Consider the following 21,756-nt stretch of genomic DNA (forward strand, 5'->3'; position numbering starts at 1 on the left):
GGATCGAAACAGGAGGCACGGGCTTTGCAACACGAATATATCAAGGGCTTGGCGGCTGCGCTCTTCATCGCCGCACAACCGGTCGCTGCGGTTTATGCGGAAACGCTCCCCGAACTGGATGCGATGGCGGAAGTCGCGGTCGACGAGGAGAAGGGCATTGCCTTTGCCCAGGAACAATCTGCTCGCGGAGAATATCTCGAGGCGATTGCCACGCTCGAACGGGTATTGGCGCTCCACCCCAGATCGGACAGCGCACGGCTGCTGCACGCGGTAAACCTGTGCAAGATTGACGATCAACTGGGCGGTGCTGTCGAACTCGGCAAATTGAAGCAAAAGAATTTCGCCCCCGAATTGTGGGCCGATGTCATGAAATTATGCCCGTTGGCGGACAAGGAATAGACCATGATATCCTTCCAATCCTTGCCGATCAAAGCCGCCCTGTTGGCCCCGGCCCTTTTAATCTTCGCCATGACCCCGGCTTCCTCCGCGCCGACACAGGTCGGGATAGCCGCCACCGTTGTCGGTGATGTGCGGATGAGCAACGCGACGATAAAAAAAGCGGTCAAGATACCGCGCCGCCAGCGGCTGGCCTGGGGCGATATGCTGAGCACCAAGAGCAAGAGCAAGTTGCAGATATTGTTGCTCGACCGGTCGAGCCTGACCATCGGGTCCAACGCCCGGCTGACGATAGACCGATTTGTCTATGATCCGGGTAAAGAGCGTTCCCTCACCGCGACCGTGAGCAAGGGTGCCTTTCGCTTCATGTCCGGCCGCAAGTCCAGTAAATCCTCCGCCTCGGTCAGCAGTTCGGTCGGTACCATCGGTATCCGCGGAACCGCTCTTGATGGTGTTGTCGGCAAAGAGGCTGTCGCAATTGCCAAGAAGGAACCGTTTCTGGACGGCGTGAAAGGCGACAAGGACAGCGCGATGCTGGTCGTCCTGCGCGGACCGGGAGCCAATCGCAGCGGTGATCTGGATATCGGCTTGGCCGAAGTCAGCGCGGCAGGCAAAACGGTGACGCTGGATCAGCCGATCCTCGCGGCCTATATTCCTCGGCCCGGCGCGCAGCCCATCGGTCCGTTCAAGCTGTCGGCCAGCGGCCTGTCGAAATTGCAGGATGAGCTTGCGCCGAAAGTGGCGGGTGCCGGCAATAGCGGCTTGCTGAAAGCGCTGATACCAGCCGCGATCATCGGTGTCGGGGTCGGATTATTGCTGCCCGGCGGCGATGAAGATTGTAGCAACTCCTATCCAGGCGGGCCCGCTTGCTAGGGTAAAATGTCGGAGGGCTCCGCTATTTGCGGGTTGCCTCGAAGACACCGTCCCAGTCGGCCGTGACCGGACCCTTTGACAGTTGTTCGATCCGCTCGCGGTAAACCGCGACGAGGGTGGAGAGACCGGCGTCGCTGTACGTCGCTTCATGCTGGCCCAGCATCTGGCTGGCTGCGGTCCAGTTTTGCGCCCGATAAAGCGTCAGAAATTCATCATGCCAGCTTTGCATGATCCCGTAGGCCGGGTCCCGGTTGAGGGTCTCGTCGCCGAGCAATGCATAGATCGTGTCCGACGCATCGCGGCCCACGACTTTGACCCGGTCCAGTTCGAGTAGGGCAAAGCCGTCCAGTTGCTCGGCAAGCGCGCTACCGATCAGGATCTGCACACCATATTGCTTGGTCAGCCCCTCGAAGCGGGACGCGATATTCACCGTGTCGCCGATCAAGGTATAAGATAAGCGCTGCTGCGATCCCATATTGCCAACGCAGCACAGGCCGGCATTCATCCCGATCCCGATTTTCACATCCGGCGGCCAGACCTGTCCCGGCTTTTGCGGCAGTTCGCGGTTGAGCCGCTCGAGACTGTCGACCATTTGCAGCGCCGCCCGCGCGCCGTTGCGGAACTGGTCCGGATCATCAAGCGGCGCGTTCCAGAAGGCGAGAATGGCATCACCGATAAATTTGTCGACCGTGGCCTTTTTCTCCAACAGGATATTGCACATCGGGGTCAGGAAGCCGGTCAGGAAGTTGATCACTTCCTTCGGATCATATTGTTCCGATATTCTGGAGAAACCGCGGATATCGCAGAACAGGACCGTCATCTCGCGCTCTTCGCCACCAAGCTGCAGCCGTTCGGGATTGGCGGCAATCTGCCGGACCATCTCGGGGGAGAGATAGCGGTCAAAGGCGGTGTGGATATAGGCTCTTTGCTGTTCCTCCTGGCGGAAACTCAGCAGGGTCTGCACAGCGTAAACCAAGATCAGCGCGATGATCGGCCATGTCGGATCGAGCAGATAGTGCAATTGGTCAAAGGCCAGCCAGCTGCCAGCTGCAACGGCCAGTGTCGCGACCGTGCCGATCGCGGCGCCGATCGTGGCACCCGCTCCGGGCAGCAGAAGCGCCAGCCCGCCGCCGAGCAAAAGGATCAGGAAAAACTCCATGCCAGGCGCCCAGTCCGGACGGGTCAGAAATTCGCCGAGGATCATCTGCTCCGCTGCCTGGGCGTGGACGATTACCCCCGGTTCATTCTCGTTGAGCGGGGTCGAAATCAGGTCGCGCAATCCGGTTGCGCTGGCTCCGACGAAGACGATCTGTCCCTCGACCGCGGCGCGTATCTCTTCTTCAGATATATCATCGGACAGCAGCTTCCACGCCGGGATCGTCCGTTCGGGTGCCGGTTCGCTAAAGTGCATCCACAATTCACCAGCTGCGGTGGTCGGTACTTCAAAATCGCCGACCTTCAGGCTGACGATGGATCCGGGCGCACCGGCGGTCTCGCCGCTGCCGTCACTGGTCTTGACCAGGATCGACCCCGCCTGTTGCGCCACCCGCAAGGCTTCGAGCGAGAGCGAGGGCACCAGCTTGTCTTTGTGGAAAAACACCAGTGGCGCTCTGCGCAATATCCCGTCGGCGTCGCCGACAATGCTCAGCGAACCCAGTCCGGCCGACGCCTGTTGCAGTTGCGGCAGGGACTGAACCGTCCCCTGATAGTGTTCCACCTGTCCACTGGGCGGTGACCCGAGTACCGCCATGCCGGTCGGCAATTCGATCGGATCACCCCGGTCCTCGTGGAGCAGAAAGAATCCGCCGACGACCGGCGCCAGAGCAAAGCTGTCGGCCAGTATATCGTCATTGTCGGGCAGGTCGGAGAGCGAGCGCAGCAGATCTTCATTGCCCTCCTCTTGCGGCAGACGCGCGGCGATCTGGCGGGGCGAGGTCCGGTCGGGTTCGGAAAAGACGATATCGAAGGCAATTGCCGCAGCGCCGGCGTCGGACAGCCTTTGCGTCAGCTTGGCAATCTCGGTCCGCGACCACGGCCATTGGCCCAGCCGTTCAACCGATTCCTCGTCAATGTCGATGATCCGCACGCCAGCATCCTGATAAGCGCGTGGTGCGGCGTTTTGATAGCTGTCAAAAACCATCAAACCCAGCCGGTCAAATCCCGGAATGGCCGCAAATTGTAGAGCCGCGATGGCGATAACGACCAGCACGCCCGCGATAATCGGTCCGGTTTTGATCATGGCCAGCCAGCGGCCAACCATTTTCCCCAAATTCCTGATCCCCGATGCCATGTCAGGTTGATTGCCCCACTCGCCCTGAAACTGCAAGGCGGCAGGCATGATCGGACGCTATTTCCAATCAAATTCCAGTTTCCGTTTGACAGCTCGCCTAACTGCCCATTAATTAAGAATGAGAATCATTCGCATTATCATTAAATCAGGGGCATATCGATGAACATCAATTTCCGGCAACGGGGAATTACCTATTCCTGCAGCATATTGGCTCTCGGCTTTGCGCAGGCCGCAATGGCTGCCGTTGATGACGGCGCCGGTTTTGACGACGAGATCATCACGGTTACCGCCACCCGCACTGCTATCGACGTGGTGGACGCACCGGCCACGGTGACGGTGATCAACCAGGAACAGATTGCCGATGAAATGGCGACCGATGTCCGCGATATCGTCAGGTTTGAACCCGGGGTTTCGGTCCGCCGGGCGCCAGCGCGCTTTGGTGCTGCGCTGGGCACGACGGGCCGGGCGGGTAATGAGGATTTCAACATTCGCGGTATTGGCGGCAACCGGGTGCTGATCCAGGTCGACGGCATCCGCTCTCCCCAGGGGTTTACCTTTGGTGCGCAGGAAGTCGGGCGCGGCAATGCTACCGATGTCGGGTTGATCAAATCGGTCGAAATCCTCCGCGGTCCGGCGTCAGCGCTGTATGGCAGCGACGGCCTGTCCGGTGCGGTCAGCTTCATCACCGCCGATCCGGTCGACTTTATCAAAGACGGAAACAGCTTCGGCGGTTTTGCGCGGGCGCAATATAGCTCGGCTGATCAGGAATTTTCCGAGACCGTGGCTCTCGCCGGTCAGGCTGGTGATTTCTCGGCGATGCTGGCTTATTCCCGGCGCGATTTTGAGGAACTTGATAACAAGGGCACCATCGACACCGAAGATGAAAGCCGCACCACCCCCAATCCGCAGGATGGCGAGTCCAACGCGTTTCTCGGCAAGCTGGTCTGGAACAATGGCGCGCATAAAGTGCGTCTGACCGGCGAATATCTCGAACGCCAACTATCCTCGGACATATTGTCAGGACGCGGACCGGTTTTTCTGTTCGGCCCCACTCCCAGCTGGATCGTGGACAATCTGGCCGCGCAGGACGAGACGAAGCGCAGCCGGGTATCGATCGACTATACCTATGATGCGGGCGAAGAAGGTTCCGGCTTTATCGACTATGCCCATCTTGCTGCTTATTGGCAGGATGGTACGGACCGGCAATTTGCTCTGGAAGAGCGCACAGCAACCTCTGCGACACCGCGTCCGGACCGGGAACGGCTGAATACGTTCGACAATGAAGTGATCGGAGCGGTCGCCGATTTCCGGTCGATCTTCAGTACTGGCTCAATACAGCATGTGCTGACCTTTGGCGGTGATGTTAGCAAAACCGAGCAAGCCGGTGTGCGGGATGGAACCGAGCCGCCGTTCGGGGAAGTCTATCCTTCCAGTGCTTTCCCGAAGACCGATTTCACGCTGGGCGGTTTCTATCTGGGTGACGCGATCGCGTTTGGCGACGGTGTCTTCACTCTCTACCCCGCCATTCGCTATGATTTTTACGATCTGAACCCGACAGACGATCCTCTGCTGCCGGGCTTTACACCGAGCGGTCAGGATGGTTCGCAATTGTCGCCCAAGCTGGGAGCGGTGGCCAGATTCGGCGATGTCCGCCTGTTCGGCAATTATGCGCGCGGTTTCCGCGCGCCGACGCCCAGTCAGGTCAATAATTTCTTCGAGAATCTCGCTTACGGCTATTCTTCGCTCGCCAATCCGGACCTCGGCCCGGAGAATAGCGACAGTTTTGAAGCGGGTATTCGCTATGCCACTAATGATATCAGCCTGTCGCTGACCGCTTTCACGGCGGACTATTCCGACTTTATCAGCCAGGAACAGGTGTCCGGCAGCTTCACGCCCGGGGATCCCGCTATATATCAGTTTATCAATCTCGATAATGTGACCGTCAAAGGCGTCGAAGCCAAGGCTAGCTACGAGGCGGAAAACGGCTTTCGTGCTCGCTTTGCGATTGCCTTTGCCGACGGCACGGTAAAATCGCCAAATAATCCGCCGGTCCCGCTTTCGACGATCGATCCGCTCAACGCGATCTTCGGCGTCGGCTATCGTGAACCCGGTGGCGCCTTTGGCGGCGAAATGATCGTCAGCTACAATGCCCGCAAGGAAGCGAACGAGACGACAGGCGTATGCTCTGCTGCCTGTTTCCGTCCGCAAGAATCGGCGATCATCGACGCAACCGCCTTTGTCCGGATCACCGAATATGCCAAGATCCGGGCGGGGATATTCAACATTACCGATCAGAAATACGCGCTGTGGAGCGACGTCAGGGGATTGGCGGCGACGTCCGATATCACCGATGCGTTCACCCAGCCGGGGCGCAACGCCAGTGTTTCGCTCAGCCTATCATTCTAATTTTATGGGGAGAAAAGACGATGACGATCAAATTGAAAACACGACTGGGGGCGGCCTTGTTCGCTCTCGCAATGGCGACATCACCGGCACTGGGCAGCGGCGATCAGCAGCAGATTACCGCGACCGCTACGCAGGCGTCCTTCGAGCAGGATCGAGCCGACATATTGGCGATGGCCGGAGACTATAAGGTCCGTTTCGACATGGCGGAAACCACGTCATGGCGCGAAGATTATGAACCGATCAATGCGAAGATTTCCGGCGGTCATGAAAGCGTGCGCGTCATCAAGGACACCGGCAGGGAGATCGTTTTGCAACATCTTCTGGTCGCCGAGCATGAAGGGGAAAGCTTCATCATCAAACACTGGCGTCAGGACTGGACCTATGAGCCTGCGAAAGTGCTGGTCTATGCCGACGCCGGCACTTGGGTGAACAAGGATGTGCCGCAGTCCGAGCGTCAGGGTAGCTGGTCGCAAACGGTCTGGCAGGTCGATGACAGCCCCCGCTATGGCGGCCTGGGAAAATGGCAGACGGTCAATGGACTGCGCAGCTGGACCAGCGACTGGACCGCTCGCCCGCTGGCGCGCCGCGACGCGGTTCGCGATCCCGTCTATGATCATTATCAGGCGATCAATCGCCATCAACCGATGCCCGGTGGCTGGATCCACTGGCAGGACAATGTCAAGATGAAGCGGGTTGATGGCAAGGCGGTGCCTTATGTCCAGGAATCGGTGCTCAACAGCTACACCAAGTTCGACGGCTATGATGTCAGCGCGGCTGATGACTATTGGACCAAAACCGAGGCTTATTGGGCAGAGGTGCGCAAGGAATGGGATGCCGCTATCGCTGCGCATGGCGGGGTAACCGTTGAGGAAGAAGCGCAGACCGGCACGGTGATCAGCGCACGGCTTTTGACCATGGGCACAGAGATTACCGGGGGCGAATTGACCGAGGCCGCTGCGGTGAAGGAAGCGCGGTCGCTTATTCGGGACGCGACCAACAAGCGGCCGGTAGAAAGCGCAGCTAGGAAAACTCCGGCATCAGCAGAATATTGATGGCGGAGCCGATATCCGCATTTGCGCAGTCGCTCGCCGCTACCCCAAGGCTTTCGGCTATGCCCCCTGCGCAAATGCGGATCATTGTGGCGATGCGGATTGCGGTTCTGGCGAGGAAAAAGAGACAGGACGCAAAACCCTATCTGGTCAAGCAACTGGGCGATGAAATCGCCGCGGGCCATTTTGCCCATATTATCGAGCTGATGGGCGATTGCTGGCCCGAGCCGATGGCCGTGCATCGACCCTGCTGTCAGCAGACAAGCCATGATGAAATATTGGTGCTTGATCTGACCACGGCTGTGGTACAGCGCCAGCCTGAACATTTCCACGGGCTGATCGGCGAGATGATCGGCCGTTCTGACCGGCAGAAACTCCATCTCGTTTTCGCTAAATTTGTCAGCCGATTCAAACGTTAAGGAAGATTTGCGTGAATAAAGTAAAAACCAGGAACCTGTTGATATTGGTTCATCTGTTCCTTGCCGCCTTTCTCGCACCGTCCTTTCTGATGGTCGGTACAACCGGCGCGCTCAAGCTGGCCGGTGTCGAGCCGTCGATCGAGGATATCGATCTTGTTTTGCCGGCAGACACGCAGCTGGATCCGGACAGCCCGACCCTGAAAGAGGATATCGCCGCCATTCTCGCGGCGCAGAATATCCATCTCGATATAGAAAGCATCCGCAGCCGTGATGGCAGTATGACCACCCGGCCGACCTCGCGGACCTTTGCACGGATCAACCAGACACCAGACGGGCTGAAGGCCTCTCTGCACAAGCCGGGTCTTCAATATGCGCTGATGGAATTGCACAAGGGCCACGGCCCCGCGATCTTCAAAACCTACCAGATGATCGCCGGGATTTCATTGTTTCTGGTCATTGTCGGCGGTTTGGTCGTCGGACTATTGGCCAAGGTCTATCGGCGCAAAACTATTGTTTCGCTCGCTCTTGGGAGCATGGCATTTCTGGCCCTCGGCTTCGTGGTCTGATCCGGACAGTAAGCGCTAGGCGAGGGCTACACCCTCGATCGTGATCCGGTTCAGATAGCGCCGGTGTCCCTGATAATCGTTCATGGCATAATGCCAGGTCGAACGGTTATCCCAAATCGCCAGATCGCCTTCCCGCCACACGTGGCGATGGTGGAAGCGGTCCTGCATGATATGATCATATAGTTCCTGCAGCAGTGCCTGACCCTCCGCCGGTTCCATGTCGACAATTTCCAGCGTGAAACCCGGATTGACATAGAGCCCCTTCACCCCGGTTTCGGGATGGGCCAGTACCACCGGATGGACCGCCGTCTGCCCGGCCTGGTCGGCATTGGTGTAGCGATCGCCAACCGCCTTGCGATAGGGGCTTTCTTCGCCGAACACATGCGCATTGCCGTGCCGCGCTTTCAGGTCTTTGATCCGGTCTTTCATCCCGTCATCCAGCGCTTCATAGGCGGCTGCCATCCCCGCGAATAACGTATCGCCGCCGCTTGGCGGGATTTCCAGCGCGTAAAGGATCGATCCCATCGCCGGGGCTTCATCATAGCTGTGATCGGTATGCCAGCCGCCGCCGATATTGATCTGCTGGTCCGGTTCCTTGAGCACTTCGGCAATTTCCGGATAGCCGTCGCGCCGCTTGAAGAAGCGGTTGAGGTCGATCGCGCCCCATCGTTTGGCGAAGGCAATATGGTCTTCGGGGGTGAGCTTCTGGTTGCGGAAGAATAATGTTCCGTGGTCGAGAAAGGCACGGCGGATGTCGGCAAATTCCTGATCGTTCAGTCTGGTGACATCGACATTTTCGACAATTGCGCCGACCGCCTCGCTGGCTTTTGAAATCTGCATATCGCTCTCCCGCTGTTCCGTTTCCTTCTGGAACTTATATTGTGATCGTGTAGCATGAAATCTGATATTGAGGAGTCCGATAATGAACGAGCAAACCCGTGTGCCATCTCTCAACCGCCGTCAGCTGCTTGCTGCTACTGCTGCAACCGGTGTTGCGCTAACCGCCGCTACGGCGACCGCTGCTGTCGCCGATGACAATTCGGATCTGACTGACAAGCCGGATCTGACGGGCAAATCGGTGTTGATCACCGGCTGTTCGTCCGGTTTCGGCAATCTCGGCGCGAAACTCTATGCCGAACTTGGCGCCAAAGTATTTGCCACCATGCGCAATCTGCCGCGCGCCGAAGGAGATGCACTGGCAAAGGTGGCGAAGGATGACGGTCTCGATATCACCATATTGGAACTGGACGTGCTGTCGGAAGAATCGGTGAACAAGGCTGTCGCGGAGGCCGAACGATTGAACGGCGGCGCGCTTGATGTCGTCATCAACAATGCCGGCATCGGCACAGGCGCACCGGTCGAATTGCAGGATATCGAAACGATGCAACTGCTGTTTGACACCAATGTCATGGGATATCAGCGGGTCGCCCGTGCGGCGCTGCCAAAAATGCGCGCGCAGAAATCCGGTCTGATCGTAAATATATCCTCACAGCTCGGCCGCGTGATGGTCCCGGGCATGGGTTTCTACAGCTCGACCAAATTTGCGGTCGAATCGATGAGCGAGCAACTGGCCTATGAACTGGTCCCGCACGGCGTCGATGTCACCATAGTCCAGCCCGGCGGCTTCCCGACCAAGATCTGGGAAAATGGCAATATATATACCGCCCCGATGCTCGATCGCGCCGATGACGAACGCAAGGCGGCCTATCAGGCGCTGGTTGACGGAGCGTTGCGCAATGGCGGCGGTACGTCCGACCCGATGGATGTACCCCGCGGGATTGCGCTGACAATCGCCAAGGCTCCGGGCAGGCGTCCGCTGCGCTTGCCCGTCCATCCAGGACCCAAACCGCAGCAGGCGATCAATCAGGTCAGCGCCCAGACCCAGATCGCGATGCTCGGCAATTCGCCCTTTGGTCCATGGGTCAAGGATGTAAACGGACGGTCCTAGCGGCGCAGCACGACCTTTTCAGACGCTGCGTTTCACCAGAAGCAAGGGCGTCAGATAGACGATCAGAAATATGAAATTGGGGATGACATTTGGCGCATTGCCGGATGCCACCGATGCGGTGCTGTCGACAGCGAACCAGACCAGAAATGTGTAGATTGTACCCTTGCGGATCAGCTCGCTGCCCTGTTCGACACCCGGCGCGGTGATGAAGACATACATGGCCATCATCCCGGCAAATACCCCACCGGCGATCGCCATCGCCATTTTCGCTTCCGGCGTGTCGAGACCGGCCACGCCATTGCCGCCGGAAGATGCAAGATGGAAGAATATGTCATTGGTGCCGGTAAAGTCATTCACCCCGGCAAAGGCAAAGAGGATGGCGACAAATATGGAAAAGCTGCCGACGATCCGGATATAGCGGCCAGTGGCTTGTGGTGACATGATCTGCTCCTCATTCGGTTTCCCCGCATGTAAACCATGAGGAAAATTTCAAAACAATTACCTGTCGGGTAAGTGCACAGTGCGCGATTCATGCTATTTGCTGCAGGCTAGGCACAGGATGAGGGAATAGATCATGCCGTCGGAATTTGGTGCGATATTGAAGGACTGGCGCAAGACGCGGCGGTTCAGCCAGCTCGATCTCAGTCTTGAAGCCGAAATGTCGGCCCGCCATTTGAGCTTTCTCGAGTCCGGCCGGTCGAACCCGAGCCGCGCGATGGTGTTGCGCCTCTCCGACGCGTTGCAGCTGCCTCGATCTGCTGCCAATCAGGCGCTCAATGCAGCGGGCTTCGCGCCGGTCTATCCCAGTCTTTCCGACGATGCACCCGAACTGGCTCCGGTTAATCAGGCGATCGCGACCATGATCGACCATCATGATCCGTTCCCCGGCTATGCAATCGATCGCCACTGGAATGTCGTGAACAGTAACCGGGGCGCCGAGATGATAATGGCATTGGCCAGCTCTGGCGGACCGGCCAATCTGATTGACATATTGATCAACTGCGCCGGGCTCGACCTGATCGAGAACTGGGACGAGGTCGCGGTTCTGTCTCTCTCCCGTCTGCGCACGGAGATACTGGAACTGGGCGGGGACGACCATCTGTCGACTTTGGCCGGACGGCTGGCATCGCACGAGCGGGTGAAGAATGTCGATATGGGATCGGTCAATCTCAATCAGGCGGTGATACCGACCATTTTCCGGGTCGGCGAAACCCGCCTGTCGCTCTTCTCGGTGATCGCGCAATTCGGCTCTGTGCTGGATATCAGAGCCGGAGAGACAACTATCGAGCTGATGTTTCCGATGGATGAGGAAACGAACCGGTTTTTCAAACGATAGAGCGGACATTGTGCGTTCATCTTTCGCGCATTAGCAAGCGGGGAAATGGAGGAGAGAGTTATGCGCTGGATTTCGGGAATCATGGCAGGAACGCTGGTGGCTTGTACGCCGGTGACGCAGGATTCGGTGGCACCTCCTGACGGACCGGACGGTGATAGCGTCGATACTATTTCCAGTCTGGCGGAGGACGAAGCCGCGGCGCAATTTGACTGGAAAAAGAATTATCCGACGTGGTACGCCGCTGTCGAACCTTTTCAGATCATGGGCACCGGAAAGCAGGGCATATATTTTGTCGGGACCGAAGGTCTTGGCATATATTTCATCCCGACCGACGCGGGCCATATCCTGATCGACGGCGGCATGCCGGGCGAGGGGCAATATGTCGCCGATGCAATCCGCAAGCTTGGTTTTGATCCGAAGGACGTAAAAATTCTGCTCAACAGTCATGCCCATTTCGATCACAGCGGCGGTCTGGCGGAATTGAAAGCGATAACGGGCGCCAGATTATTCGCTACCGAGGGTGACCGCTCCTCACTGGAAAGCGGCCTCTATCTCGGGTCCGAGGATGACAGCACGATGAACTCGCCGCCGGTCAAGGTCGACAGGATCATAGCCGACGGCGAGCAACTAAAGCTGGGCGATGTTACGCTCACCGCGCATATCACGCCGGGACACAGCCGTGGTTGCACCACCTGGACCATGCCGGTAGAGCAGGGCGGTCAGACTTATGACGCGCTGTTTTTCTGTTCCGCAACCGTTGCCGCCAACCGGCTGGTCGGACCTCCGCAATATGAGGGGATTGTCGCGGACTATCGCAAGACTTTCGCCATGACCAAAGACTGGAAGCCCGATATCTTTCTCGCCAACCATCCCGAATTTGCCGGACTGCCGGAAAAGCGCGAGCGCCAGAAAGCGGGTGATCCATTAGCCTTTGTTGACCGTGAAGGCTTTCCGGCGATGATGGCCAGGCTGGAGCAAGCGTTCGAAGCGGCGCTGGAAAAGCAGATGCTGAAATATAATGCGATCATGAGCGACTGAAGGTCAGACGCGGCCCACAGTGGTCGTTCAGTCTTCCGCGATCCATTCTTTCTTCAGCGGTTTGGCGGCAAGCGCCATTAGCGCCGCGGCGATGACATAGAATATCAGCGAATAGAGCATGGAGTAGCGCAGCCCGTCTTCGCCGTAGATCGGCGTCAGGCTGTCGGACAAGGCGCCGAGGAAGAATATCCCGCCACCGATGCCGATCAGATTGTTGATGAGGAGGAACAGTGCCGATGCGGTCGCGCGGGACTCTGCCGGGACCAGATGCTGGACCGCCGAGAGGACTGGGCCGAGCCAGAAATAGGCCAAAGCCTGCGGGATCAGGAACAGGACGAAGGCGAGGGTCGCTGAGCCGCTCATGATGCCAGCTGCGAATAACGGCACCGCCAGCAGGAAGGCCGCAGCCGGGACCAGACCATAAGCCGCTTTATTGTTCTTGCCGAGCCAGTCACCGATCATACCGCCGCCGAGGACGCCGGCAACCCCGCCGATCAGCAATATCGCGCCGAAGAATAAGGATGTGTCGATCAGGCTCAGGCCGAAACTGCGCTGCAACAGGCTGGGCAGCCAGAAAGCAATGCCATAGCCGAGCATCGAACTCGACGCAGCGCCGAAGGCGAGCAACCAGAACGCCTTCTTTTTCGCCAGCAGTACGACGGTGCCCTTGAAACTGTAAGGGGCCGCCGTGTGATCAGCCGGCGTCGGCGTCTTGATCTTGTCACGGACGAAATATTTGAAGAAGGGCGCGATCAAAACACCCGACAGTCCGACAACGAAAAAGGCCAGACGCCAGTCGACGGTGGCGGCGATATAACCGCCCGCAATCACGCCGGTGGCCGATCCCAGCGGGATGCCGAGTGAGTAGATCGCTAGCGCCCGGGCGCGCTTCTCGCTGGGGAAATGATCGGCTATCAGCGCGTAGGAAGGCGCAACGCCGCCTGCTTCGCCGACACCGACGCCCAGTCGCGTCAGGAATATCGACCAGAAACCTTGCGCCATCCCCGTCAGGGCGGTGAAGCCGCTCCAGACAGCCAGCGAAACGGTTATCACCCAGCTGCGGCTGGTCTTGTCGGCGAGCCACGCGAGCGGTACCGCCAGAGTGGAATAGAGCAATGCGAAAGCGACGCCGCCGAGCAGCCCCATCTGGGTGTCGCTGAGTCCGAGATCGGCCTGGATCGGACCGGCCAGGATCGCCAGTATCTGGCGGTCGACGAAGTTGAAAATATAGACCAGCAGCAACATGCCGAGCGCTACATTGGGCGAGGTCGTCCGGCTCTTCATGCTCTGCTGATCGGCCATTTATTTTCCTATATTCGAAAGAAATTCGTCGATTGCCGCCAGCGCATCAGGTTCGTCGAGCATCGGGGCGTGGCCGCGATCCGCGATTTCCACCGTGCTGATATGGTCCGGATGACGGCGTTTCATTTCCGCGACGGTAGCGGGAGCAAGTATGTCTGACAACGCACCGCGGAGGATCAACGCCGGAATGGCCGACAGCCGGTCCCATATCGCCCAGAGATCGGGTGGCACAGCAGAACTTGCATTGCCCGACAGGCCGTCGGAAATCGCCGGGTCATAAGCGAAGCGTATTATCCCGTCGGGCATTTCCGTGCAGGTGCGCCGGGCGAAGGCCATCCAGTCTTGTGCCTGATATCCGATCATCGCGTCGGCATGGACGAGCTGGCAATGATCGGCCGCTTGCTGCCAGTTGTCGAACGGTTCCAGCTCGCCAACATAGCTTTGGATCCGGTCGAGGCCGGCTGCTTCCACCACCGGCCCGATATCGTTCAATATCAGGCTGGTAAATCGTGTCGGCGAAGTCGCCGCCATCATCATCGACATAAGTCCGCCCAGCGATGTACCGATCAGACCCGTGTTCTCGAGCCGCAGGTCTTCGATCAGCGCAAACATGTCCTGGACGTAGGTGGCCGGCGTGTAATTTTCCGGGTTGGGATCATGGTCCGATCGTCCGCGACCGCGCTGGTCGGGGACGATCAGTTTATAATTGCCGGCCAGATGCCCGGCCAGCGCTTCAAAATCGGCGCTGTTCCGGGTGAGGCCGTGCATCAGCAGCAGCGGCGGACCTTCCGCATCATAGATGCGGGCATAGAGGTCCAGCCGGCCGTCAGCGCTGCGATAGACATGGTCGGCATATGTCATCATATTTGCCTAGGCGCCGTTCAGAATTTCACCCCGGCGGTGACAAAGACCTGGCGTGGATTTCCGTAAAATGCCGTCAGCGTACCTTCGGGGCCGAGCGTCGAAATCGGCTGGCCATTGGCTCCGAGTGCAATCGCACCGGTCGTCGGATCGGCTGCCACAAATGTATAGCCTGACGTCTTGTATTTCTTGTTGGTCAGATTTTTGCCGTGCAGACCAATGCTCCAGCGTTTGTCCGGTGCATTATAGACAAGATTGGCATCCCATAGGGCAAAGCCCTTTTGGTCGATATAGGGGTTGGCAATCTCGAACTGGTTGGTCTTGCTGCGGTAAGACAATGTGGTTCCAAGATAGATATCCCCTTCTCCTACTGGCGTAGAATAGGAGAATGTACCGCTGGCGGTCCATTTCGGTGTGTTCTGTACCTCCCGGAATTCCGCAACATCTGTCGGTACCCCGCCAATATTGGTGATATATTCGTCATATTGGGCATCAATATAGCCGAGTGAACCGGATAGGGTAACACGGTCGCCGCTGGCGATCATATCCTGCCCCAGTCGCGCATTGGCTTCAAATTCAAGGCCCTTCAATGTGGCCTTGCCGGCGTTGTTAATCACGCCGCAGAACGAAGGCAGACCTCCGACAGTACAGGCGACCGAACCCGGGATCTGCACGTTTTTATAGTCGGTATAAAAACCCGCTATCGCAACATTGAGAGCGCCGTCGAGCAGGCTGCCCTTATAGCCGACTTCATAGCTGTCGACTTCTTCAGGCTCAAAGCTGAGGAAAGAGGCGACTTCGCTATCGCTTGGGATGCCGCTGGCGTTGGTGGTCGGTGCATTTACGCCAACCCCGCGCGGGTCGAAACCGCCGCCTTTGAAGCCCTGTGAAAAGCTTGCATAGATATTGTGATCCGGAGTGGGTTTGTAGCTGACCGAAGCACGCGGCGTGAATTTCTTGAAATTCGCGCTGCCCTGGAAATCGGTGCTTGGTCCGCCGAAAGGAATGCCGGCGCCGCCAAAGGTCGGTGAACCGCCGCCGAGATAATTTTGCCGCACGATGCTGGCTGTCCGTTCGTCCCATGTATAGCGACCACCGACAGAGAGGCTCAGTTGTTCGGTGAAATCATAAGTGAAGTCGGCGAAAACCGCATAGGTTTCGGTGTCGACATCGGCTTCGGTAAAGGCTGTCAGGCCGGCGAATGTCGTAAACAGACGGACATCGAACAAGGTATCGGCCTTGGCATCAAGATAGTAGAAGCCGACCAGACCGTTGAGCTTGTCGCCTTCATAGAGCAGCTGGAATTCCTGGCTGATCTGTTCGTTAAGATAAAGTCCGGGCACGTCGAGATCGACTGCGGGCAGCGCGTCAAAGTCGATCGGTGTCGCCGTGTCATCTTTGCGCCAGGCGCTGATCGACCGGAAGGTAACCGTATCGCTCAGACTCGCCGTGATATTCATCGACAGACCGTAAGCCTCGATATCCTGGATCGGATCGTTGAGACCGCCACGTGTGTCAAACACATTGTCGAGCACCGGCGCACCGGAAACGGCGCCCGGGATGAGGCGATGGCCGCCGCGCGGATTGCTTTCGTCTTTCGTATAGTCGCCGGAAATCCGGATGAGTACGGGTTCGCCATAGCCACCCACCTCAAGCGTGCCGCGGCCAGCCCAGATGTCTTTGTTATAATTTTCCAGACCATTGGTCAGATTATCGCCGAAACCGCCGCGGGAAAGCCGCGCGCCCGATGCACCGATGCGGACAAGGTCGGAAATGGGCATGCTGGCGGTGACAACCGCTTCAGCCTGGTCATAGGTACCATATGTCACCTTCGCTTTGAACGATGGATCCTGCGGCAGTGCCTTGGTCACATATTTGACTGCGCCGCCAATGGTGTTGCGACCGTAAAGCGTGCCCTGTGGGCCGCGCAAAACTTCGATGCGTTCGACATCATAAATGTCCAGTACTGCCGCCTGCGGACGGTTGAGATAGACATCATCGAGATAGAGGCCAACGCCCTGTTCAAAACCCGAAACCGGATCTTGCTGTCCGATGCCACGGATGAAGGCGGAGAGGGTCGAGTTTGTTCCGCGAGAAGCTTCAAGCGTCGTATTCGGCGTCGTCAATCCGATATCGGTAATATCAATCGCACCCTGCTGTTCCAGTTTTTCTGCTGAATAAGCGGTAATCGCAATCGGAACATCGATCAGCCGCTCGTCGCGGCGGCGGGCCGAGACGATAATGATGTCCTCATCTGCGCCCTGACTGGCCGATTCGGATGTCTGGGCGTTGACGGCGGCAGGAGCGATAAGACCGCCTGCGAGGCTGGTGATGATCGCTGCATAGCTAACGGTGTGCTGAAATTTCATGAAAGCATCCTCCTTGAATATATGCCTGGCATTTCCAGGTCGATGAACGGCCTATATTGAAACATGAACCAACATTCAACTTAGAAATTTGCTTATCCGGCAAAATGCGGTTAGCCGTGACATTATGGCCACTGAATATAGCGAACATACTGAGTCTAAAGATAAACAGCCGCGCACCGCACGCGGGCTGAAGACCAAACGCAAACTGCTCGACGCGGCGGCGCTGGAATTTGGCGAGAAGGGCTTTCACGAAGCCTCGATCACCGGAATTACCCAGCGGGCCGGGACTGCGCTTGGCAGTTTCTACACCTATTTCGACTCAAAGGACGAGCTTTTCAGCGCGCTGGTCAAGGACATGAGTGCGCGGGTGAAGGGCCATGCCGCCGGCGCAATGACCGAGTGGCAGGATGCGCTGGAACGCGAGAAACTGGCGCTCGAGGCGTTTATGAATTTTGCCCGCGAGCATAAAGAAATCTACCGAATCATCGACGAAGCCGAATTTGTCGATCCCGCCAGCTATCGCCTCCATTATGAAGAAACCGCCAAACGCATCTTTGAACGTTTGCAGGAAGGCAGCGCGGCCGGCGATTTTCGGGGGGAGCTGGAAGAAGCCCATGCCTGGGCGATCATGGGCATGAATGTGTTTTTGGGCATGCGCTACGGTATCTGGAGCGAAGAAAAATCAGCCGTCCAGATTGCCGACATCGCCAACGGCATCCTGGCGAAGGGGATCGCGGCGGACAAGGACTAGCCCTGAATTGAACAGTAAGGCAGCGATTTTGCGGCTACTCTGCAAGTGTTGCACGATGATTTCAGCCGTCCCGTCCGACCGAAATCCCGGGCGAGCTTTGGCGAATTTTAAAGTCTCGACCGCCGGTTCCATTTTACGAGTACGTTCGAAACCCAAAGTCCTGAAAACTGGCGCTTACAACAAGCGGAGGCTGACGCTGCCCATGCCTTCTATATGGGCGGTGAATATGTCACCTGATACGGCAGGAACCATCGGTCCCAACGCACCTGACAGGATGATGTCGCCCGCCTTTAACGGCTGGCCTTGACCGATGCGGATCGCGGCAAGCCAGGCAAGGGCGTTGAGCGGATTACCCAGACAGGCTGCACCGCTCCCTTCAGAAGCAACCACGCCGTTTTTTTCCATCCGCATGGCGCAGCCGACAAGATCTAAGTCCTGAAGGTCGAACGGCTGGTCGCCGAGAATGAACATGCCTGCGGAAGCGTTGTCGGCGACGGTATCGACAAAAGTGATGTCCCATTCGGCGATGCGGCTGTCGACAATTTCCAGCGCCGGGAATGCACAGGATATTGCGTCGGCCAATGTCGAGGGGTCATCGGCGACGCTGTCTATATCGTGGCTGAGGCGGAAAGCGATTTCCGCCTCGACTTTCGGCTGGAGCAGTTTTCCCGGCGCTATTGTGCCATCGTCACCAACCTGCATATCGGCGAAAAGCACTCCGAAATCTGGCTGGTCGACACCGAGCTGTTGCTGCACGGCTTTTGACGTCAGGCCGATCTTCGCGCCGACAATCCGGCGGCCTTCCTGAACCCAGTGATCCCGGTTCAGCACCTGGATAGCATAAGCGTCATCCTCGCTCGCCTGAGGTTCGCTATGGCGCAGCGGCGCAATTGCCCGGCCGGCATAGGCGTTGCGCAGCTTTGCTGCATGAAACTTGTGGTCAATCACGATATATCTCGCAGACTTGTTGGCGTAGCATTGCCGGGTAGCACATTATTTTCCGGGCCCGGCATGCTCTCGGGTGAACGGTTGAAATATTTCGTGGCGGCCTTGATCCCCGGCGACAGTTTTCGCCGCGGCGGATTATCAGGCTACCCCGAGTTGCACTTAGCATGGACAAATAATACTTCAACTACTAAGTATATGGCAAATATGCTTGTGATTATCGTTTTATATCCATCGTTTGCGGTGTTTTATTAGATGTCTAATGATTCTGAAATATGGGGTCACCGGCAAAATGGAAGGAAGATTGGCGTGGGACAATGGCGTATCGATGAACGGACGACGGGATTACTGCCGCGCGAACTTGCATCCGGTCGAGTGTCAAGATCATCTGCGAGGGCAGCGGCAATATGCTGTCTGGCGCGTTGATGTCAGTATCGGTCGCGCGCACGTTATATGACAAGATCTGGGATGCGCATGTCGTCGCCGATGATGACGGCGAGACATTGCTTTATGTGGATCTGCATTTGATTCACGAAGTCACTTCGCCGCAGGCATTTGCAGGGCTCGCTGCTGCCGGACTCGGGGTTCGACGCCCCGCTTTGGCTTTGGCACTGTCCGATCATAATGTGCCGACAGTGAACCAGGACGCCGGCACCAGCGCTGTCACGGACGAAGAGGCGCGTGCGCAGCTTGAGGCGTTAGCCGAAAATAGCGACCGCGCGGGGATCGAGCGTTTCGCGATGGGGGATTCGCGTAACGGCATTGTCCATGTCGTTGGCCCCGAGCAAGGGCGATCCCAACCGGGCATGACCATCGTCTGCGGCGATAGTCACACATCGACGCACGGGGCTTTTGGTGCGCTGGCCTTTGGCATCGGAACGTCGGAGGTGGAACATGTCCTGGCGACCCAGACGATCCGGCAGCGCCGGGCCCTTAACATGCGCATCCATGTTACCGGTTCTTTGTCACCGCATGTCTATGCCAAGGATTTGGCGCTTTATATTTTGCAGCAGGTCGGTGTGGACGGGGCCAATGGTCATGTCGTCGAATTTGTCGGAGAGGCTATCCGTTCGCTGTCGATGGAAGCACGGATGACCTTGTGCAATCTGAGTATCGAGATGGGTGCTCGCGCCGGACTGGTCGCGCCCGATGAAAAGACATATGCCTATCTAAAAGGTCGTCCCGCATCCCCTGATGGCGCGGCTTGGACGGCGCGGCTAGAGCAATGGCAGCTGTTATCAAGCGACCCCCAAGCGTCATATGATCGCCAGATAGATATTGATGCACGGCGTGTTCGCCCGATGGTCAGTTGGGGAACCAACCCGTCGCAAATTATTGCGATCGACGAAACGGTTCCCGATCCAGCTGCGCTGGGCGATGCGGTCGCCCGGGCCGAGGCTAATCGGGCACTGGACTATATGGGCTTGTCGCCGGGAATGCCGATCGCCGGACTGCGTCTTGATCGTATCTTCATCGGCAGTTGCACGAACAGCCGCATCGAAGATTTGCGCGCCGCCGCCGCGATTGTGAACGGCCGGACGGTTGCATCGCATGTCGATGCCATGATTGTGCCCGGATCGGGCCTGGTCAAAATACAGGCCGAGGCCGAGGGGCTGGATCGTATTTTCCGCGATGCCGGCTTTGATTGGCGACAGCCCGGCTGTTCCATGTGTGTCGGGATGAACGCCGACAAATTGCTATCCGGTGAGCGCTGTGGCTCGACTTCCAACCGCAATTTCGAGAACCGGCAGGGACAGGCAGGCCGGACGCATTTGATGAGTCCGGCGATGGCTGCTGCCAGCGCCATCGCCGGTTATATTATCGATCCTGACCAATGTTAGGCTGCATTCTCGAACCGTTCGATCGCGGCGATATGCTGCAAGGATCTGCTGATATCATCAAGCCCGTGCAGCAGGATGTGGCGGTCGTTCGCATCGATCGAAAAGGAGATGCTTTGTTCTGAAGCCAGAACGATTTTCTCGTTCACAAGATCGACGGTGATCGGTGCATAATCGGACTGCGCAACCATCTCGCGGAGTTCGTGGCATATCGCGTCCGGCAGGCTGATCAACAAAAGGCCGTTTTTGCGCGCATTGGCCGCAAATATATTGCCGAAACTGGGTGCAATTATACAGCGGATGCCATAATCTGTGACCGCCCAGACAGCATGCTCACGAGACGAACCACAGCCAAAATTACGATCTGTTATCAAGATCCGGGCATGGCGACATTCCGGACGATTGAGAATGAAGCCGGGGTTCTCGCTGCCATCGGCACGGTAGCGTGCTGTTTGAAAAAGATGGTTCCCCAGACCTTCGCGGGTCAGCCCTTTCATATATTGTGCCGGAAGAACCATGTCGGTGTCTATATTTGATAGCGGCAAAGGCGCTGCTACAGCTGATATACAGGTGAATTTTTTCAACGGGTTCTCCATGTTCCTAACGCGGGAGGATAAGGGGCCTCCGCGTTTCGGTCCAGCCTCTTTTCAATATTGGGAGTTAGATTGGCTTTACTGCCCGGTCGCCGAGCGGTTGAAATAATCCGTTGCCGGACGATCCTTTGTGTTCTAAGGATAAGCTCGTCGGGCGCATGAAATCAGGAAGCGCAAAGGGTTATATCGGGGAGCTATATACTGGCTATGAAACAAGAGAGTGATCGTCACCACCCGGAATATTACACCGATCCGAACAATAGTATCGGCTATCTGGCGCGCATCTTGTTCCGGTCTTTTTCGCGCCTGCTTGAGCGGGGAACGATGGTTCACAATGTTTCCTCTGGCCAGTGGCGTTTTCTGCGGCAATTGTGGCTGGAGGACGGGATTACCCAGCGTGAGTTGAGTGAACGGGTTGGCATGCGCGAGCCCACAACTGTGGTGGCGTTAAAAAGCCTCGAAAAAGCCGGGTTTGTCATTCGCAAAAAAACGCCTGTCGACCGGCGTAAAACCTTTGTTTATTTGACCCCACATGCGAAAAAGCTCGAACTGATCCTCGCGCCGATGAATGCGGAAATCCATGAAATCGCGACCCGGGGGATGAGCGACGAGGAGGTCGCATCGCTGCAGTCACTGATGCAGCGCGTCATCGGAAATTTGGTGGATGAGTCGCCTGAATTGGCGGCATCATGGGACGCCAAGGTCTGATTGTCCGGGACTCGGATATCGTTCCGCCCCAAAAATCATGAACCAGTATAAAATAGTAACTCAATAGG

20 protein-coding genes are annotated in these 21,756 nt (G+C 57.4%); 12 read left to right on the forward strand and 8 right to left on the reverse strand.

The window, feature by feature from the left end; translation table 11 throughout:
* The first annotated feature begins 24 nt into the window (after nucleotides 1-24).
* The gene (locus tag AAC060_RS02790; protein WP_339822683.1) at nucleotides 25-399 is read left to right on the forward strand and encodes a hypothetical protein; all 375 of its coding nucleotides are present in this window, start codon (nucleotides 25-27) and stop codon (nucleotides 397-399) included.
* A gap of 3 nt (nucleotides 400-402) precedes the next feature.
* Entirely contained in the window at nucleotides 403-1,269 is an 867-nt protein-coding gene (locus AAC060_RS02795) for a FecR domain-containing protein (RefSeq protein ID WP_339822685.1), read from the forward strand.
* A 22-nt stretch (nucleotides 1,270-1,291) separates the two neighbouring features.
* On the opposite strand, the gene AAC060_RS02800 is transcribed toward AAC060_RS02795, so the two are convergent.
* Entirely contained in the window at nucleotides 1,292-3,607 is a 2,316-nt protein-coding gene (locus tag AAC060_RS02800; RefSeq protein ID WP_339822686.1) for an adenylate/guanylate cyclase domain-containing protein, read from the reverse strand.
* A 111-nt stretch (nucleotides 3,608-3,718) separates the two neighbouring features.
* Between AAC060_RS02800 and AAC060_RS02805 the strand changes: the two genes are divergently transcribed.
* Genes AAC060_RS02805 through AAC060_RS02820 form a run of 4 tightly spaced genes read left to right on the forward strand, consistent with a single transcriptional unit; the run spans nucleotide 3,719 to nucleotide 7,999 of the window.
* On the forward strand, nucleotides 3,719-5,965 hold the full coding sequence (locus AAC060_RS02805; protein ID WP_339822688.1) for a TonB-dependent hemoglobin/transferrin/lactoferrin family receptor: 2,247 nt from the start codon (nucleotides 3,719-3,721) through the stop codon (nucleotides 5,963-5,965).
* Nucleotides 5,966-5,985: 20 nt separating this feature from the next.
* Nucleotides 5,986-7,017, forward strand: coding sequence for a DUF6607 family protein (locus tag AAC060_RS02810; protein ID WP_339822690.1), 1,032 nt, complete (start codon nucleotides 5,986-5,988; stop codon nucleotides 7,015-7,017).
* Nucleotides 7,017-7,433 (forward strand): hypothetical protein, encoded by a 417-nt coding sequence (locus tag AAC060_RS02815; protein ID WP_339822692.1) that lies wholly within the window; start codon nucleotides 7,017-7,019, stop codon nucleotides 7,431-7,433. Before AAC060_RS02810 ends, AAC060_RS02815 begins: the two co-directional genes overlap by 1 nt.
* 11 nt (nucleotides 7,434-7,444) lie before the next feature.
* Nucleotides 7,445-7,999, forward strand: a complete 555-nt coding sequence (locus AAC060_RS02820; protein ID WP_339822694.1) for a hypothetical protein — start codon at nucleotides 7,445-7,447, stop codon at nucleotides 7,997-7,999.
* Nucleotides 8,000-8,014: 15 nt separating this feature from the next.
* On the opposite strand, the gene AAC060_RS02825 is transcribed toward AAC060_RS02820, so the two are convergent.
* Nucleotides 8,015-8,839, reverse strand: coding sequence for a TauD/TfdA family dioxygenase (locus AAC060_RS02825; protein ID WP_339822696.1), 825 nt, complete (start codon nucleotides 8,837-8,839; stop codon nucleotides 8,015-8,017).
* Nucleotides 8,840-8,921: 82 nt separating this feature from the next.
* On the opposite strand from AAC060_RS02825, the gene AAC060_RS02830 reads away from it, so the two are divergent.
* Nucleotides 8,922-9,947, forward strand: coding sequence for an SDR family oxidoreductase (locus AAC060_RS02830; RefSeq protein WP_339822698.1), 1,026 nt, complete (start codon nucleotides 8,922-8,924; stop codon nucleotides 9,945-9,947).
* Between the two features lie 18 nt (nucleotides 9,948-9,965).
* On the opposite strand, the gene AAC060_RS02835 is transcribed toward AAC060_RS02830, so the two are convergent.
* Nucleotides 9,966-10,388 carry a hypothetical protein gene (locus AAC060_RS02835; protein ID WP_339822701.1) on the reverse strand — a complete coding sequence of 141 codons (423 nt, stop codon included), beginning with the start codon at nucleotides 10,386-10,388 and terminating at the stop codon, nucleotides 9,966-9,968.
* Between the two features lie 133 nt (nucleotides 10,389-10,521).
* Here AAC060_RS02835 and AAC060_RS02840 point away from each other — a divergent pair, with 133 nt between their 5' ends.
* A complete protein-coding gene (locus AAC060_RS02840; protein ID WP_339822703.1) occupies nucleotides 10,522-11,283 on the forward strand; it encodes a helix-turn-helix domain-containing protein in 762 nt (253 codons plus the stop codon).
* Nucleotides 11,284-11,343: 60 nt separating this feature from the next.
* Nucleotides 11,344-12,321 carry a subclass B3 metallo-beta-lactamase gene (gene bla, locus AAC060_RS02845; RefSeq protein WP_339822705.1) on the forward strand — a complete coding sequence of 326 codons (978 nt, stop codon included), beginning with the start codon at nucleotides 11,344-11,346 and terminating at the stop codon, nucleotides 12,319-12,321.
* A 27-nt stretch (nucleotides 12,322-12,348) separates the two neighbouring features.
* Here bla and AAC060_RS02850 read toward each other — a convergent pair whose 3' ends face one another.
* The 3 genes from AAC060_RS02850 to AAC060_RS02860 are packed head-to-tail and all read right to left on the reverse strand — an operon-like array spanning nucleotide 12,349 to nucleotide 16,853.
* Nucleotides 12,349-13,605, reverse strand: a complete 1,257-nt coding sequence (locus tag AAC060_RS02850) for an MFS transporter (protein WP_339823782.1) — start codon at nucleotides 13,603-13,605, stop codon at nucleotides 12,349-12,351.
* Nucleotides 13,606-13,623: 18 nt separating this feature from the next.
* Complete coding sequence (locus AAC060_RS02855) at nucleotides 13,624-14,487, reverse strand: alpha/beta hydrolase (protein WP_339822707.1); 864 nt, start codon at nucleotides 14,485-14,487, stop codon at nucleotides 13,624-13,626.
* A 17-nt stretch (nucleotides 14,488-14,504) separates the two neighbouring features.
* On the reverse strand, nucleotides 14,505-16,853 hold the full coding sequence (locus tag AAC060_RS02860; protein ID WP_339822709.1) for a TonB-dependent receptor: 2,349 nt from the start codon (nucleotides 16,851-16,853) through the stop codon (nucleotides 14,505-14,507).
* Between the two features lie 124 nt (nucleotides 16,854-16,977).
* Between AAC060_RS02860 and AAC060_RS02865 the strand changes: the two genes are divergently transcribed.
* Nucleotides 16,978-17,604, forward strand: a complete 627-nt coding sequence (locus AAC060_RS02865) for a TetR/AcrR family transcriptional regulator (RefSeq protein ID WP_339822711.1) — start codon at nucleotides 16,978-16,980, stop codon at nucleotides 17,602-17,604.
* A gap of 174 nt (nucleotides 17,605-17,778) precedes the next feature.
* Here AAC060_RS02865 and AAC060_RS02870 read toward each other — a convergent pair whose 3' ends face one another.
* Complete coding sequence (locus AAC060_RS02870; RefSeq protein WP_339822712.1) at nucleotides 17,779-18,552, reverse strand: fumarylacetoacetate hydrolase family protein; 774 nt, start codon at nucleotides 18,550-18,552, stop codon at nucleotides 17,779-17,781.
* A 422-nt stretch (nucleotides 18,553-18,974) separates the two neighbouring features.
* On the opposite strand from AAC060_RS02870, the gene leuC reads away from it, so the two are divergent.
* Complete coding sequence (gene leuC / locus AAC060_RS02875) at nucleotides 18,975-20,390, forward strand: 3-isopropylmalate dehydratase large subunit (protein ID WP_339822714.1); 1,416 nt, start codon at nucleotides 18,975-18,977, stop codon at nucleotides 20,388-20,390.
* Here leuC and leuD read toward each other — a convergent pair.
* On the reverse strand, nucleotides 20,387-20,971 hold the full coding sequence (gene leuD / locus AAC060_RS02880; protein ID WP_339822715.1) for a 3-isopropylmalate dehydratase small subunit: 585 nt from the start codon (nucleotides 20,969-20,971) through the stop codon (nucleotides 20,387-20,389). The genes leuC and leuD overlap by 4 nt on opposite strands.
* A 216-nt stretch (nucleotides 20,972-21,187) precedes the next feature.
* Between leuD and AAC060_RS02885 the strand changes: the two genes are divergently transcribed.
* Nucleotides 21,188-21,688, forward strand: coding sequence for a MarR family transcriptional regulator (locus AAC060_RS02885; RefSeq protein WP_339822716.1), 501 nt, complete (start codon nucleotides 21,188-21,190; stop codon nucleotides 21,686-21,688).
* Nucleotides 21,689-21,756: the final 68 nt, after the last annotated feature.

This window comes from uncultured Parasphingorhabdus sp., from assembly GCF_963975555.1.
Lineage (GTDB): Bacteria > Pseudomonadota > Alphaproteobacteria > Sphingomonadales > Sphingomonadaceae > Parasphingorhabdus.

What these genes read in the sequence shown, in the direction of transcription:
- AAC060_RS02825 (WP_339822696.1), bottom strand. Translation starts at nt 8,839, where the DNA reads ATGCAGATTTCAAAAGCCAGCGAGGCGGTCGGCGCAATTGTCGAAAAT.
- AAC060_RS02855 (WP_339822707.1), bottom strand. Translation starts at nt 14,487, where the DNA reads ATGATGACATATGCCGACCATGTCTATCGCAGCGCTGACGGCCGGCTG.
- AAC060_RS02840 (WP_339822703.1), top strand. Translation starts at nt 10,522, where the DNA reads ATGCCGTCGGAATTTGGTGCGATATTGAAGGACTGGCGCAAGACGCGG.
- AAC060_RS02885 (WP_339822716.1), top strand. Translation starts at nt 21,188, where the DNA reads ATGAAACAAGAGAGTGATCGTCACCACCCGGAATATTACACCGATCCG.
- bla (WP_339822705.1), top strand. Translation starts at nt 11,344, where the DNA reads ATGCGCTGGATTTCGGGAATCATGGCAGGAACGCTGGTGGCTTGTACG.
- AAC060_RS02800 (WP_339822686.1), bottom strand. Translation starts at nt 3,607, where the DNA reads ATGCCTGCCGCCTTGCAGTTTCAGGGCGAGTGGGGCAATCAACCTGAC.
- AAC060_RS02795 (WP_339822685.1), top strand. Translation starts at nt 403, where the DNA reads ATGATATCCTTCCAATCCTTGCCGATCAAAGCCGCCCTGTTGGCCCCG.
- AAC060_RS02860 (WP_339822709.1), bottom strand. Translation starts at nt 16,853, where the DNA reads ATGAAATTTCAGCACACCGTTAGCTATGCAGCGATCATCACCAGCCTC.
- AAC060_RS02835 (WP_339822701.1), bottom strand. Translation starts at nt 10,388, where the DNA reads ATGTCACCACAAGCCACTGGCCGCTATATCCGGATCGTCGGCAGCTTT.
- AAC060_RS02830 (WP_339822698.1), top strand. Translation starts at nt 8,922, where the DNA reads ATGAACGAGCAAACCCGTGTGCCATCTCTCAACCGCCGTCAGCTGCTT.
- AAC060_RS02810 (WP_339822690.1), top strand. Translation starts at nt 5,986, where the DNA reads ATGACGATCAAATTGAAAACACGACTGGGGGCGGCCTTGTTCGCTCTC.
- AAC060_RS02850 (WP_339823782.1), bottom strand. Translation starts at nt 13,605, where the DNA reads ATGAAGAGCCGGACGACCTCGCCCAATGTAGCGCTCGGCATGTTGCTG.
- AAC060_RS02865 (WP_339822711.1), top strand. Translation starts at nt 16,978, where the DNA reads ATGGCCACTGAATATAGCGAACATACTGAGTCTAAAGATAAACAGCCG.
- AAC060_RS02805 (WP_339822688.1), top strand. Translation starts at nt 3,719, where the DNA reads ATGAACATCAATTTCCGGCAACGGGGAATTACCTATTCCTGCAGCATA.
- leuC (WP_339822714.1), top strand. Translation starts at nt 18,975, where the DNA reads ATGTCAGTATCGGTCGCGCGCACGTTATATGACAAGATCTGGGATGCG.
- AAC060_RS02815 (WP_339822692.1), top strand. Translation starts at nt 7,017, where the DNA reads ATGGCGGAGCCGATATCCGCATTTGCGCAGTCGCTCGCCGCTACCCCA.